At 62.0% G+C, this 14,231-nt stretch carries 10 protein-coding genes and 1 pseudogene; 3 read left to right on the top strand and 8 right to left on the bottom strand.

The features are described from left to right. Positions 1–837 (top strand): annotated as a pseudogene (locus tag CKO23_RS05035) (IS4 family transposase); the annotation flags it as partial. 233 nt (positions 838–1,070) lie between these two features. On the opposite strand, the gene CKO23_RS05030 reads toward CKO23_RS05035, so the two are convergent. The 7 genes from CKO23_RS05030 to CKO23_RS05000 form a co-directional block, all read right to left on the bottom strand. Then, positions 1,071–2,411: an HlyD family type I secretion periplasmic adaptor subunit gene (locus CKO23_RS05030; protein WP_200328702.1), complete on the bottom strand. Its 1,341-nt coding sequence runs from the start codon at positions 2,409–2,411 to the stop codon at positions 1,071–1,073. Positions 2,412–2,682: 271 nt separating this feature from the next. Continuing rightward, positions 2,683–4,410: a type I secretion system permease/ATPase gene (locus CKO23_RS05025; RefSeq protein WP_200328700.1), complete on the bottom strand. Its 1,728-nt coding sequence runs from the start codon at positions 4,408–4,410 to the stop codon at positions 2,683–2,685. Between the two features lie 136 nt (positions 4,411–4,546). Continuing rightward, a complete protein-coding gene (locus tag CKO23_RS05020) occupies positions 4,547–5,320 on the bottom strand; it encodes a SapC family protein (protein WP_200328698.1) in 774 nt (257 codons plus the stop codon). Position 5,321: 1 nt separating this feature from the next. Beyond that, positions 5,322–6,089 carry a glycosyltransferase family 2 protein gene (locus CKO23_RS05015; protein ID WP_200328696.1) on the bottom strand — a complete coding sequence of 256 codons (768 nt, stop codon included), beginning with the start codon at positions 6,087–6,089 and terminating at the stop codon, positions 5,322–5,324. A 6-nt stretch (positions 6,090–6,095) separates the two neighbouring features. Then, a complete protein-coding gene (gene gmd, locus CKO23_RS05010) occupies positions 6,096–7,187 on the bottom strand; it encodes a GDP-mannose 4,6-dehydratase (protein WP_200328694.1) in 1,092 nt (363 codons plus the stop codon). Between the two features lie 2 nt (positions 7,188–7,189). Further along, a complete protein-coding gene (locus CKO23_RS05005; RefSeq protein ID WP_200328692.1) occupies positions 7,190–8,194 on the bottom strand; it encodes a GDP-mannose 4,6-dehydratase in 1,005 nt (334 codons plus the stop codon). Positions 8,195–8,248: 54 nt separating this feature from the next. Then, positions 8,249–9,502 carry a glycosyltransferase family 4 protein gene (locus tag CKO23_RS05000; protein WP_346014569.1) on the bottom strand — a complete coding sequence of 418 codons (1,254 nt, stop codon included), beginning with the start codon at positions 9,500–9,502 and terminating at the stop codon, positions 8,249–8,251. Between the two features lie 177 nt (positions 9,503–9,679). Here CKO23_RS05000 and CKO23_RS04995 point away from each other — a divergent pair, with 177 nt between their 5' ends. Both CKO23_RS04995 and CKO23_RS04990 read left to right on the top strand, forming a co-directional pair. Continuing rightward, positions 9,680–11,299, top strand: coding sequence for a hypothetical protein (locus CKO23_RS04995; RefSeq protein WP_200328690.1), 1,620 nt, complete (start codon positions 9,680–9,682; stop codon positions 11,297–11,299). Between the two features lie 2 nt (positions 11,300–11,301). Beyond that, entirely contained in the window at positions 11,302–11,847 is a 546-nt protein-coding gene (locus CKO23_RS04990) for a Uma2 family endonuclease (RefSeq protein ID WP_200328688.1), read from the top strand. Between the two features lie 148 nt (positions 11,848–11,995). Here the strand turns inward: CKO23_RS04990 and CKO23_RS04985 are convergent, their stop codons facing one another. Further along, on the bottom strand, positions 11,996–14,116 hold the full coding sequence (locus tag CKO23_RS04985; protein WP_200328686.1) for a YgiQ family radical SAM protein: 2,121 nt from the start codon (positions 14,114–14,116) through the stop codon (positions 11,996–11,998). Positions 14,117–14,231 lie beyond the last annotated feature (115 nt).

Here is a 14,231-nt window from a genome sequence, read left to right as displayed (position 1 = left end):
GGGGATCTGTGGATCGCCGATCGCAACTTCTGTGTCGCCGCCTGGATCTGGGAACTGCACCAACGCGGCGCGGCGGTGCTGGTGCGCGAGCACCAGCAGATCCCCTGCCAACCGCTCGAGCCGATGCGCCTGGTCGCCACCACCGCCGAGGGGCAACTCAGCGAGCAGCGCGTGAGCATCCCCGCCCCTGATGGCGTGCAGCGCCTGGAGCTGCGCCGGATTCGCCTGCAGCTGAACACCCCGACGCGCGAGGGCGAGACCACGCTGTACCTGTTGACGACACTCCCCGAGGCGGCGGCCGATGCCGCGCTGGTCGCGGCCCTCTACCGCGAGCGCTGGACCCTGGAGAAGGCCTTCTTGCATGTGACCACCGAGTTGCGCTGCGAGATTAAGACCCTGGCCTATCCGCCCGCCGCCCTGTTCGGATTGGCCATGGCCATCGTCGCCTACAACGCCTTGGCGGTGATCAAGGCGACGCTGCGTCAGGTGCATGGCGCCGAGACGGTCGATAGCGAGGTCTCCGGCTACTATCTCGTTAACGAAATGGCGTGCGTGGACGCGTGCCTCAACACCCTGATCACGCCCGAGGAATGGGCCGTGTTTCAAACGTTCACACCCGAGGCGATGGCCGCCTGGTTGCTCGCCACCGCGCAACAGGTGCAGTTGCGCAAGTACCGCAAGCATCCACGTGGTCCGAAGCACACGCCTCCAACGCGCACCCATGATCCGAAAAAGCCGCATCTGTCCGTCGCGCGCTTGCTCGCACAGCGTCAACAGCCCAAGACGCCCTCCCTGAAGCGGGGGGAACGGCGTCCGATGATTTGCCACGAATCGTGACCTTCACAGCCATGCCCCAAGACCTCATGGTTGCCTCAAACATCAGACCGGACCTCGCTCCGGCTCGGATGACTTCGCCGGCGAGTTCTCGGCTACCGAGGCATGTGAAAGGAGTCAACGGGACAGGCATGCAGGGGCCGGGCGCATCCATTTAGACGGCCCAGAACGAGGCGATCGATTGCGGGCATTCCGACAGGGCGGTGAGATCAGGCCCGCCCGGCTAATCGAGACGGCTACTCCTCTCTGAAGGCCCTTGCAACGCGATCGGTGAGCGGCCGGATAAGATAATCAAAAAACGTACGTTCCCCGGTCTTGATCATCGCCTCGGCAGGCATGCCCGCAAGCAGCTCACGACCTCTCAGCCCGGCCATGCCCTCAGCGGTGACCTCGATTCTTGCCAGGTAGTAAGGGCGGTGGTTGGCTTCGTCGATCAAACGATCGGCGGAGATGGTGAGCACCCTGCCCTGAATCACGGGTGTCGTTCTCGAGTTGAAGGCACTGAGACGCAGATCCGCTTCAAGGCCGGGTGAAACGCGATCGATGTCCACGGGCTGCACTTGAGCCTCGACAATCAAGGCTTCACCTTCCGGCACGAGATCCAAAATTGAGTCACCTGGGCGAATAACCCCGCCCACCGTATGCACGCTAGTGCCCACGACAGAGCCTGCGACAGGCGCCGTGATCTCCGTTCGCTCTAGGGTCTTGGCCAGGGCACGCATACGTTCACGCAGGTCGGCAAGCTTCGTCGCCACATCGCGCATCTCAGTGACCACATCGCTCGTAAACTTCCGCTTCAACTGAGCAGTCTGGATCTCGATTTCACCGATCTGAACGCGTGCGCTAGCGATATCCGATTGATGCTGACCTTTTTCGCCTTCCAGTTCGGCGGACAACCGCTCCCACTCCATCAGTCGGCTTTTGTCACCCAGTCCTTTCGCGAAGAGCTTGTTCAGACCGTCGAGCTCTTCGTTGTAGAGACTGATGCGTCTAGCCTTGCTTTCGGCCAAGGCTTCCAGACCAAGAATCCGTTGCTGGAGTTCTCCCCTCCGCTGCTGGAGAACCTCCTGCTCACCGAGCAACGCCCTGTGACGCGCCTCGAAAACCCGCTTCTCACCCGTAATCGCCTCGCGGATCCTTGGATCGCCCTGGGCCGCAAGAAGCTCATCGGGAAAGGAGATATCGCCCTGATCGTCGCGCTCGGCCAACAACCTGGCCTCCTGAGCGAGCAAAGATAGGTACTGCCCGCGAGCAATCTCCAACTGAGCGCTTGCCTCGGTATCGTCGAGTCGAACAAGCAGGTCACCCTGCGCAACGCGATCCCCTTCCCGCACGAGAATTTCGCTAACGACGCCCCCGTCCAAATGCATGACGGTCTTGCGGGCTGACTCGACCGTCACGACACCAGGCGCCACGACGGCCCCGTCGATCGGCGCCAAGAATGCCCAAAGGAGAAACCCGCCGAACGCTCCAAGCAAGATTACGATACCGACGATCCGCTCAGCTCGATCGCTAGTAGGGACCGCCCTTCCAGAATCTGCACCATGGACGGGCGTTGGATTGACTGTGATATCCATGCTTAGATCACTCATTTGAATGTCATGCCTCGGAGTGGGCTTAGACTCAGATCAACCGAGAACTAACCCAGCCACCCCATCAAGGCGAATGAGGCTGTCGGACGCATGAGGATTGACGCGAACAAGACACTCATCCCTTCGAAAATGCCCTATATGGACTCCAATCCAACAACGGGCCTACCGTTGGCCCATTTCGTTTGGTCATTGGAGCCACACCGTTCCAGGAACGGCCAGACAAAAAATCCCGCAGTAAGCTAAGACCGTAAGATACTCAAATACTTGCTTGAGCTGGCAACGCACCTTGACGCCCAACGGCGGCTGGGCGCATGAACTTCGATAACACCTGATCACGAGGCCCAAATAGCTCCACCATTCCTTCCCGCATCACCAGTATCTTATCCACTGAGCTCAGAACGCTAGGACGGTGAGTAATGATGACAACGGTGGCACCGTCCGCCTTAAGTTGGGCGATAGCCTTGACGAGCGCTGCCTCTCCTTGGTCATCGAGATTCGAGTTTGGTTCATCGAGCACAACCAGCACGGGTTGCCCATACATCGCCCTGGCAAGACCGATGCGCTGGCGTTGACCTCCAGAGAGCACCGCCCCACCCTCACCGATCGGCGTGTCGTAACCTTTTGACAGACACAAGATCATTTCATGCACTTGAGCCCGCTTCGCGGCCGCGACGACTTTATCCGCCTCCACTTGACCAAACCGGGCGATATTCTCACTGACCGTGCCATCCAACAGCTCGACATCCTGGGGCAGATAGCCGACATAGGGACCCAGCTCATCACGATTCCAATGGCTGATATCCGCACCACTTAGGCGAACCTTACCCGAAGCAACAGGCCAGACGCCTAACAACACACGCGCTAACGTCGACTTCCCGGCCGCGCTCGGACCGATAACGCCAACCACCTCATTCGCCGCAATGTCAAAGCGAATCCCTCGCAGCACCGGAACATTGGATCCAGGAGCAGCCGCGAGCACGCCATCGACCGAGATCTGACCATCGGGCGCTGGCAACGTCATAAAGCGTGGCCTTGCGGGTACAGCAGCGAGAAGCTCCTTGAGTCTCGTATATGCCGAGCGGGCCGACAGGAAACCTTTCCAACTGCCGATCAGCGCATCGACAGGAGCCAACGCCCGGCCCAGTATGATCGAACCGGCGATCATAACCCCGGGAGTAAACTCTTGCTGGATGACCAGATAGGCACCCATACCTAGAATCAGGGACTGGAGCGTAATCCGCAGAACCTTACTGGAATTGGATAGAACAGCCGCCCGGTCGCTTGCCAATGATTGCAGCGACAGAACCTCTTGTTGGCGCTGAGACCAGCGCGCGCTTACACGCCCGAGCATGCCCATCGCCTCGAGCGCTTCCGCATTGCGCAAGTTTCCGCCAACATAATTGCGGTTAGCGATCGCTAATCCAGTCGCTCTTGTCAGAGGTTGGCGGGTCAGGAACTCGTTAGCGATCGCCAGGGTAAACAGCAGGACAGCACCAACGATTGCAAACACGCCGAGCCAGGTGTGCATGAAAAACAAGACCGCAATGTAAACAGGCATCCAAGGAACATCGAAAAATGCGAAAAGACCGTTCCCACTCAGAAACTGCCTCAGATTCGACAAATCGTCGATCGGTTGAACACCAGTTCCACGTCCATCCTGCAGCTTTCCGTTAAACATAGCGGTAAAGAAACGCGGACTGAGCAGCATATCTAATCTTGCGCTAACCCGGATAAGGATACGCGAACGAAGGACCTCCATGGCACCCATGACGGCGAAAAGGCCGACCGCCAGTACAGTCAACATGATCAAGGTCGATTCACTGCTGCTGGCGATCACGCGATCGTAAACCTGCAACATGTAAATCGCTGGAACCAACATGAATAGATTGATGAAGAAACTAAAAAATCCTGCAAAGAGAAAGGAGTTGCGACTCGCTTTGAGAGCGCTGCGCAATTCATCCTCATGACCATGCTTTATTTTCACGATTTGACCGCTCAGGCTATCGACATAAATCGGAACAAGCTGCAGGGATCCCCAGCTCGATCCGGTTGTCAGTCAGAGTGAGCAGACTCGCCGAAAGAATCCGCCCGATTCTTGATGAGATGTTCCGACTAGCGCACTAACCCCAATCGAACCGCAACTGCTCATCGCATTGCAGTGAGAAATCACCGCCACTGCTGGCGAAAGAGGATCGATTCCTCCGCGCATCGGCTAACTCATACAGGAGCGGTAGGTTTTGCATCGACAACAGCTGGCAATAGGCCATCGGCAGCGCTCCGAGCCGCCGCAGTTCCAGGAAGACCTCATCGGATATCTCATTGAGGACCGACTCGTCGATCTGGAACAAGCCCTCGACCTGGCGCTCGCTCGCCCCTTCAGTGATGCTGATGCGCCAGGGACGGATCAGCTCCTGACTCGCCAAAAGCTCACAGGCATGGCCGGTTTGAAGCCGACTTCGCTCGATCTTCCGCAGAAGATCCAATCGCCGCACTAGGCTATCCGAGGCCGCGCCCGCCACATCGAAGAACGGCTCGCCTTCAATGCCGTCCGTTAGCAAACCAGAGTCTTCATCGACGCAGAGCACCCGCGTATCACCTTCGGCCTTACCCAGACTGAATGGATAGGCGTGCAATGCGGACGGCACATACCGAGCAAGCCAGCGACCGTCATGCGCGACCATCAGGTTCGTATCCGGTTTCAGGCTCATGAGAGCCACCGGCAAATAGGCATCAGCTTGACGAATGAAAGCAATGGGTAAAGCCATTGCCGCCTTGGACATCTCCGCGGCAACTAAAACAGCGAGCGACGACTGGCTAGCGAACAAATAGGAAGCCGAAGACCTCAGGCGTGTCTTGCCGTGTCGTTGGCGAGAAACAGGTACGATTGTCGACATGCTATGTTTGGCGCGAAGTGAGTCGAAGCTTGAGCGATCGGTACCAGATCGCATAGGGCTGAGCAAGCCACCATTTCAATGGCACCCGCCCATAGTGACTGCGCACAACACGCATCGCCTCGCGATAGTGAAGCGCACGCTGAGTATTAGTCTTCGTCTCATCATGCTCGCGATTGACCGCAACATAGGCATTCGCGAAGCAGAGGGACCCGCCGACTTTGCTCAGTCGCCACCAGAGGTCATAATCCATCGCCATCTGCAAAGCGGTATCGAGTCCGCCGACGGCCTGCCAGGCCGAACGGCGTATCAATGTCGCTGGCTGGGAGATGAAACAGAATTGCGCGAACAGCCACTCCCGGAAAGGTAGGACGAGAGCGGAACGCCGTTGATGCGTACGTTGCTCAAAGTTCCAGGCGCGACCATAAGCCGCAGAGGCATCTGGCGCGCCACGCAACGCATTTAGCAGGGTGGACAAGCCTCCGGGCATGAATAGATCGTCGCTATTGAGCCAGCACACGTAAGGCGCACTGCCAGCGGCGATTCCCTCGTTGATGGCAGCGGACTGCCCGGCATCCCGATGACTGCGCCACCCGGCCAAGCGGTCAGACCAGTGCTCGATGACCTCGACGGACTCGTCGGTGGAGCCTCCGTCGAGCACATAGACCTCAAGCGGCAGATCTTGCGCGAAAATGGACGTCAATGCCTCATTCAGATAGCGGCCCTGGTTGAACGACGGAACCGCGACAGTAATGAGTGGCGCTTGGGACATTGCGAGTCACTCATGGCGGTCAAGCGTCTTGAAGCCATGCTGCTTCACCAGCTCATCGCGCTCCGCCGCCTTGAGGTCTTCTCGCACCATCTCGCAAACCAGCTCCTCGAAGCTGGTGCGAGGCACCCAACCGAGCTTTTCCCTTGCCTTGGTGGGGTCTCCTAGCAGCGTTTCGACCTCGGTCGGCCGGAAATAACGCGGATCGACCCGCACGATCACCCGCCCATCGGCATCGCTACCGCTCTCGTCAACGCCAGCACCGGACCAGGTGATCGTCATCCCAAGCTCGCGCGCCGCCGCATCCACGAAATCGCGCACGCTGTATTGTCTCCCGGTGGCAATCACGAAATCCTCCGGGCGCTCCTGCTGGAGCATGAGCCACTGCATCTCCACGTAGTCCCGCGCATGCCCCCAGTCGCGTTTGGCGTCGAGGTTGCCGAGGTAGAGACACTCCTGCAGGCCCAGTTTGATTCGGGCCAGCGCGCGCGTGATCTTGCGCGTTACGAAGGTCTCGCCGCGGATGGGCGACTCGTGGTTGAACAGGATCCCGTTGCAGGCGTAGATCCCATAGGCCTCCCGATAGTTCACGGTGATCCAGTAGGCGTAGAGCTTGGCGACGGCATAGGGGCTGCGCGGGTAGAAGGGTGTCGTCTCCGTCTGCGGAACCTCCTGAACGAGACCGTAGAGTTCGGAGGTCGATGCCTGGTAGAAGCGCGTCTTTCGCTCAAGCCCGAGAATACGGATGGCTTCGAGGATCCGTAGCGCCCCGAGCGCGTCCGAGTTGGCCGTGTACTCAGGCTCCTCGAAGGAGACGGCGACATGACTCTGCGCGGCTAAGTTGTAGATCTCGTCAGGCTGAGTCTGCTGGATGATACGGATCAGACTGCTCGAATCGGTCAGGTCGCCATGGTGCAGCACGAAACGGCGATCGGATTCGTGCGGATCCTGGTAGAGGTGATCGATCCGATCGGTATTGAACAGCGAGGTCCGACGCTTGATGCCATGCACGACGTAGCCCTTATCGAGCAGCAGCTCCGTCAGATAGGCCCCATCCTGCCCAGTGACACCCGTAATGAGAGCCGTCTTTTGATTCGACATGGTCAAGCGTTTCCTTGGGGTTCTTTCAGTGAGAGTGCGCCAAGCTCCGCCTGGGTCATTTCCCGGATCAAATCCGCGAAGGATGTCGTCGGAGACCAGCCAAGCTCGGCCTTGGCTTTGCTGGCATCACCGACCAAATGAAGCGGCTCCGATGGGCGCAGGAAGTGCGAATCGAATCGGACGTAGTCACGCCAATCCAGATCGACGGCCGCGAAGGCGGTCTCGATCACATCTTGCACGCTGTGAACCTTGCCAGTCGCAAAGACATAGTCACCTGGCACGGCATGCGAAAGCGCCAACCACATCCCACGCACATAGTCGCGCGCGTGGCCCCAGTCGCGTTGCGCACTGGTATCCCCAAGCGACAGCTCCTTCTGCTGCTTCAGCTTGATCGCGGCGGCCGCGTGACAGATCTTGCGGGTGACGAAGTTCTCCCCGCGGCGCGGCGATTCATGATTGTAGAGAATGCCGTTGACCATGAAGAGGCCGTGACTGTCGCGGTAGACGCGGACCATCTGGGTGGCGAAGGCCTTGGCGCACCCATAGGGGTTGATCGGCGCGAGCGGCGTGCTCTCGGTTTGCGGACTCTGCGCGGGCCGACCGAACATCTCGCTGGATGTCGCGTGGAAGAAACGCGGCGGCTCGGGCAGATCACGCAGGATCTCAAGCAGGCGCAACGTGCCCATCGCGGTGAACTCGCAGGTCGTCTCGGGGATCTCGAAGCTCAGACCCACGTGACTCTGTCCCGCAAGGTGGTAGAGTTCCTGGGGCTGCACGCGATGGAGGATACGCCTGAGCGTGGTCGGATCGTCCAGATCGGCGTAGTGCAGAAACAGCCGCTGGTTGTAGATGTCCGGATCGGCATAGAGATGCGCCAGCCGGCTCCGCTCGAGCGTACTGGTGCGCCGCACGGAGCCGTGCACCTCGTACCCCTGCTCCAGAAGCAGTTCGGTCAGGTAGGAGCCGTCCTGCCCCGTAATGCCTGTGATAAATGCTGTTCTCGTCACGAGTCCTATATCCGTTGGGAGTTCTGTGGGGTGCCTCGCGCGACAGCGGAATGCTCAGCTGCCGGACATCGCTTCTTGGAAAACGCCCCAATAGTCGAGCGCCATCTGACGCACATCACCATACTGCACCGCCCGCTCGCGGCCGCGTCGAACGAGAGCCGCGCGCTCTCGCTCATCGCCCGTCAGAAGGCAGATGGCCCGCGCGATATCGGCCGGCGCCTGGGGGTCGAAGTAGATCGCGGCGTCGCCCGCCACCTCGGGCAAGGCGGTGCAGCGACTGCAGGCGACAGGCACCTCAGCGGTCATCGCCTCGAGGACCGGCAGCCCAAAGCCCTCGTAGAGCGAGGGAAAGACCACACCGACCGCATGCCTGACTAGCATAGCGAGATCTGCATCCGATACATAGCCGGGAAGACAGACATGGCGCTCGAGCCGCAGCGCGGCGAGGCACCCGCGGACACGCTCCATGCCCGCACCAGGCGCGCCGGTACAGACGAGCTTGATGTGATCGGCAAGACCCTTTCGCCGGGCGGCCTGGAAACCCAGGAGCAGGCGTTCGTGGTTCTTGTGCGCCCAAAAGTTCGCCGGGTACAAGAGGTAGCCGCCGGGCTCGAGGCCGAGTGCGGGGAGAGACATTCCGGGATCCCCCGACGCCTGCGCAAGCCTGAGCGCCATCCGCAGCGGGACGGTTCGCACGCGCGCGGGATCGAGGTCGCCATGCGCGATCGCGGTGGCGCGCGCGTAGTCAGAAATCGCGACGAGCAGCGAGGCACGCCGGCTGGCCTCCGCGAACGAGCGCTCGCGATTGGCGAGATCTTCAGCCGCGAAGAACTCGGGATAGAGCCTGAATTGGAGGTCATAGAGAGTGCAGACCGTGGCGACGCCTGGCTCCCAATAGGTGGGTGCCGTAAAGGGGCAGAACAGCAGCTCCACGCCCAGATCCCGCAAGCGACGGCGCGATCCGCCGCGCTTGAGCGCGGCATTGACCGCGTAACCAAGGCGGCTGAGCAGGCCTCTAAGGGCTGTCGGCATCACCGGCAACGCCGCGCCGGCGAGCGCCATGAGGCGCGGGCGCAAGGCATTGCCGACGAGCGGCCCGAGGACCATCCGACGTGTCACATTGGCGCGCTCGAGCTCCGCGAGCTGATCATGAGAGGCCGCCTGCGTCAGCAAGATGAAGTGCGCGCGCGGGGCGACCTCCGCTAGGTGTTTCAGCAATTCGAGGACGAAGATGCGCGCACCCCCGTTGTCTCCGCCGGGCAGCAGGGGCGTCAGGTCGACGGCAATGGTCCTAGGCGCAGTGGTCACGAGAGCTGATTCGACCTGAAAAGGACGTGGATGTCAGAGCGGGGCAGCAAGCCGAGGGCGCTGTATACTCTGACCCCGCGCGCCGACTCACCAACGAGCGGACCAACCGGCACGGGGCCTCGCCAACCGCCCGCCCCGACCCGCTCACGATCTCGCCCAGACAGTGGAGGATTCCAAATGATACGGCATTGCTGCGTCGCACTCTTCATCGGGCTGACATCGGCCGTCACTCAGGCGGCCACCGTCGCGCCCTGCGCCGATACCTGCCTGCTCGGCGCCAGCGCCGCGCGGGGCAACTGCGAACTCTGGGATTCGGCGGGAAACCGCTGGACGCCCTCGCCGCCCGCCGACGGCCCGGATGCCATGCACAACCTCGCCCGAGATTACACGAGCTGGCTTCACGACTGGATGATGCCAGCCGGCGGCGTGATGGCCACCCAGTTCGCGGACGCTACCCTGAGCGAGCCGCTCTACTATGGCGGCAAGCGCGATTCCGCCATCTGGACAGGAACCTATCTGGCGACAGAGGCCCTCCACGCCATGGCCACGGGGGCACCCGACGCCGCACGCTGGATGGATGAGACGATCCGCACGCTGCACCGGTGGTGGAACATCCCAGGTGATCCCGGATATCTGGCACGCTATGCGGCACCGGCAGACAGCCCGGCCCCGATTCAGGCGATCCTCAGCGCCGACGAACCAGAAGTGCATAGGGACGTGCTCTATGAGAACCAGCTCTGGCACTGGCGGGGCAATATCAGCCGGGATCAGTATCAAGGGGTGATGCTGGGTTACTCGTTCGCCTATGAGGCGACCCGCAGCCCGGCGCTGCGCGAGCTTATCCGGCAGGACGTGGTCGAGTTCGTCGAACAGCTGATGCGCAGCGAAAGCCGCCCGGTGAAGGTGATCATCGGCAATTCCGTGAGCAACCGCAACGTCAGGATTCCCTATGCCGTCTTCAGCACGGCGGACTCCCCCGGAGGAGGCACGCCGGCCCTGACGCTGCAGCTGAGCCCCTTCGAGGCCGCAGGTGAAGGCGTGCTCTTCTTCCTCCCCAATGCCGCGGACCTCGTCCGGCAACTGCCGGGCTTCAGCGCCTTCCCCAACCTCTACCAGCCGACCCAGGCGATCCAGCTCGGCGCCATGTTCAACATCGCGCTGCAGGTCACCGAGGGCGTTCCGGAATACGCGGCGCGCCGGCAGGCAATCGCCCAGCACTATGCGGCGCACGCCGATGAGTGGATGGACATCGCGGCACGCTGGCGGAATACCAATAGCTGTGCCGACGGCTACTTCGGCCTGAACATCGGCTTCATGCCGCTCTACAGCTGGATCCGGCTGGAGACCGACCCGGTTCGCAAGGGCCGGCTGCAGCGCGAGGTGCTGCGCGACGCCATGTGGGCGTCGGTGAAGGACGACAAGAACGTCTTCTTCGCCTTCATCTATGCCTCACAGGCGCCAGCGGAGGACAACGTCCAATTCGTCGCCGACTTCCACGCCGACCAGCTCGCGCGCTTCCCTTCAGCCCCAAACCGCTCGGAGCCGCGCGATCTCAGCGGCATCTATTCTCAAAGCAGCAGCTGCCCCGGAATCTCTGCCGTCGCAGTGAATGTAGACGAGCGGGTGCCGAGCACCTTCGTCTGGGAGCGTCACCCCTGGAAGCTTCAGGACGCAGGCACGCCGAACCAGGTCTACGGCGGCGTCGACTATCTCATGGCCTATTGGATGGGCCGCTACTACGGCTTCATCGCGGACGACGCGCCTGGAACCTGCCTCTTCTGGCGGCGGGGTGAATAGCCATGGGGCTGCGGCACGACGATCTGCCGCACTACAGCGAGGAGGACTACCGGCAATGGAGCGGCGATTGGGAGCTGATTCACGGCATCCCCTATGCGATGGCTCCAGCGCCGGTGAAGCTGCATCAGAAGCTGACGCTGGCCATTGGCAAGCAGCTGCTGGGCGAGAGCGAGGCATGCACCGACTGCGACGTTCTGCTGGAGACCGATTGGGTCATTCGCTCGGACACCGTGCTGAGGCCGGACGTCGCGCTGGTTTGCAATGACGAGAACCCAAGATATATCTCGAAGACGCCCGACCTCATCCTGGAGGTGCTCAGCCCGTCCACCGCCAAGCGCGATGAAGGGCTGAAACTGCGCGAATATGAGGACGCGAGGGTCGGATACTACGTCCTCGTCTACCCGGATGCGCTCTTGGCACGGATCTATCGCCATACCGGCAAGCACTTTCAGAAAGTCGCCGAGTGCACGCACGAACGCTTCGCCTTCGAGGAGCTCAGATGCCCGGTGAGCCTGGATTTCGAGGCGCTCTTCCGGCGCTTTCATTGATCCCGGCTGACTGACATCCGGCGCAATACGGTCGTCTGGCGCAAGCGTCCGCGGTGTACCGCTCGTCTTGGCCAATTGGCGCAGAGCGCCGAGAGGCGCCTCGTCGATCATGAGCACGCGACAGGGTGTCGCGCAATCAAGCAAGCGCCTATTTGCGGCGCCTGGGTCCGCTGCCGCGCCCGCCAGCTGACGGTCGCGGACGCGGGGCTTCAGCAGCCGGCCGCTTGCCCGCCCCCCGCCGTCCCTCCGGCGCGCCTCCAGTCCCGGCCGGCTGAAAGCTCGGCACCAGATGGCGCTTGCCATTCCCGATGAGATCCGTACGCCCCATGTCCTTCAGGGCTTGGCGCAGCAGCGGCCAGTTCTCCGGATCGTGATAGCGCAGCAGGGCCTTCTGCAGGCGACGCTGGCGTTGACCGCGCACGACGGACATCTGCTCGGAGGTCCGCGTCACCCGCTTCAGCGGGTTGCGCCCCGTGTGATACATGGCGGAGGCGATGGCGAGCGGGGTCGGCAGGAAGGCCTGCACCTGGTCGAGGCGAAAGCCGTTGCGCTTGAGCCAGAGCGCCAGGTTGAGCATGTCCTGGTCGGTCGTTCCCGGATGGGCGGAGATGAAATAGGGAATGAGGTACTGCTCTTTGCCGGCTTCCTTGGAGTAGCGGTCGAACAAGGTCTTGAAGCGATCGTAGGCGCCGATGCCGGGCTTCATCATCTTGCTGAGCGGACCCGGCTCGGTGTGCTCGGGGGCGATCTTGAGGTAGCCGCCGACGTGATGAGTCACCAGCTCGCGGATATAGGCCGGTGAGCGAACGGCCAGATCGTAGCGCAGCCCGGAGGCGATGAGGATGCGCTTGATGCCGGGCACGGCGCGTGCCTTGCGGTAGAGGCGGATGAGCGGCTCGTGGTCGGTGTTGAGATTGCGGCAGATGTCCGGGTAGACGCAGGAGAGCTTGCGGCAGGCGGCCTCGATGCGCCGGTCCTTGCAGGCCATGCGCCACATGTTGGCGGTCGGCCCGCCGAGGTCGGAGATGGTCCCGGTGAAGCCGGGGGCGCGGTCGCGGACATCGCCGATCTCGCGCAGGATGGACGACTCAGAGCGGTTCTGAATGATGCGCCCCTCGTGCTCGGTGATGGAGCAGAAGGTGCACCCTCCGAAGCAGCCGCGCAGGATGTTGATGGAGTGGCGGATCATCTCCCAGGCTGGCAGGCGGGCACCCTCGTAGCGCGAATGCGGCTTGCGGGTGAAGGGCAGCTCATAGATCCAGTCCAGCTCCTCGCTAGTGAGCGGGATGGGCGGCGGATTCAGCCAGACGTCTCGATCGCCGTGCGCCTGCACCAGCGCGCGCGCGTTGCCCGGATTGGTCTCCAGATGGAAGACACGCGAGGCATGCGCGTAGAGGACGGGGTCGTCGCGCACCTGCTCGTAGGACGGCAGCCGCACGACTGTTGTCGCGCGGTCGCTGCGCGGCGGTGGCCCATGCAGCAGCGCCACTTCCGGCCGGTTGTCGCAGGCGGGGTCCGTCTCGTAGGGATCGTTGTAAACGGCCAGCGGTCCGGGCTGATCGATCTGGCTCGAGTCGATCAGGGTCCAGCCCTCGGGCCGATCGCGGCGCAGGAAGGCCGTCCCGCGCAGGTCGCGAATGTCCGAGATCGGCTCCCCGCGCGCCAGCCGATGCGCCACCTCGACCAGCGCGCGCTCGGCGTTGCCGAAGATCAGCAGATCCGCCTTGGAATCCATCAGGATCGAACGCCGCACCTTTTCGGACCAATAGTCGAAGTGCGCGATGCGCCGCAGGCTTGCCTCGATCCCGCCGATGACGACGGGCACGCCCTTGTAGGCCTCGCGCGCGCGCTGGGCGTAGACGGTCACGGAGCGGTCGGGGCGTCGTCCGGGCGCGGCATCCGGGGTGTAGGCGTCGTCGGAGCGCAGACGCCGGTCGGCGGTATAGCGGTTGACCATGGAGTCCATGTTGCCCGCCGTGATGCCGAAGAAGAGATTCGGCCGGCCGAGACGCTGGAAGTCCGCCGCCGAGGTCCAGTCCGGCTGATCGATGATCCCGACCCGAAAGCCCTGAGCTTCCAGCAGACGGCCGACCACGGCCATGCCGAACGAGGGGTGATCCACGTAGGCATCGCCGGTCACGATGATGATGTCGCAGGCATCCCAGCCGAGCAGATCCATCTCGGCGCGGGAGATCGGCAGCTCGGGTGCCGTGCCGAATTTATGCGCCCAGTGCTTGCGGTAGGAGAAGAGTTCGGGAAAGGCTGTCATCTGCGTAGTGATAAAGGGTTCACCCTTTTGAGAATCGCTCAGTCGTCGCTCTAGCTTTGCCCGGTATGTGGGTTGAGAATGACGGGTGTTCGGTTCAGCGGCCGCCAGGGCGCCG

The organism is Thiocystis violacea (assembly GCF_016583565.1).
In the GTDB taxonomy this organism is placed as follows: domain Bacteria; phylum Pseudomonadota; class Gammaproteobacteria; order Chromatiales; family Chromatiaceae; genus Thiorhodococcus; species Thiorhodococcus violaceus_A.
The sequence above is the reverse complement of the archived record's forward strand: the minus strand, read 5'-3'. Positions and strand labels throughout refer to the sequence as shown.

What these genes read in the sequence shown, in the direction of transcription:
- CKO23_RS04985 (WP_200328686.1), bottom strand. Translation starts at nt 14,116, where the DNA reads ATGACAGCCTTTCCCGAACTCTTCTCCTACCGCAAGCACTGGGCGCAT.
- CKO23_RS04995 (WP_200328690.1), top strand. Translation starts at nt 9,680, where the DNA reads ATGATACGGCATTGCTGCGTCGCACTCTTCATCGGGCTGACATCGGCC.
- CKO23_RS05015 (WP_200328696.1), bottom strand. Translation starts at nt 6,089, where the DNA reads ATGTCCCAAGCGCCACTCATTACTGTCGCGGTTCCGTCGTTCAACCAG.
- CKO23_RS05020 (WP_200328698.1), bottom strand. Translation starts at nt 5,320, where the DNA reads ATGTCGACAATCGTACCTGTTTCTCGCCAACGACACGGCAAGACACGC.
- gmd (WP_200328694.1), bottom strand. Translation starts at nt 7,187, where the DNA reads ATGTCGAATCAAAAGACGGCTCTCATTACGGGTGTCACTGGGCAGGAT.
- CKO23_RS05030 (WP_200328702.1), bottom strand. Translation starts at nt 2,411, where the DNA reads ATGGATATCACAGTCAATCCAACGCCCGTCCATGGTGCAGATTCTGGA.
- CKO23_RS04990 (WP_200328688.1), top strand. Translation starts at nt 11,302, where the DNA reads ATGGGGCTGCGGCACGACGATCTGCCGCACTACAGCGAGGAGGACTAC.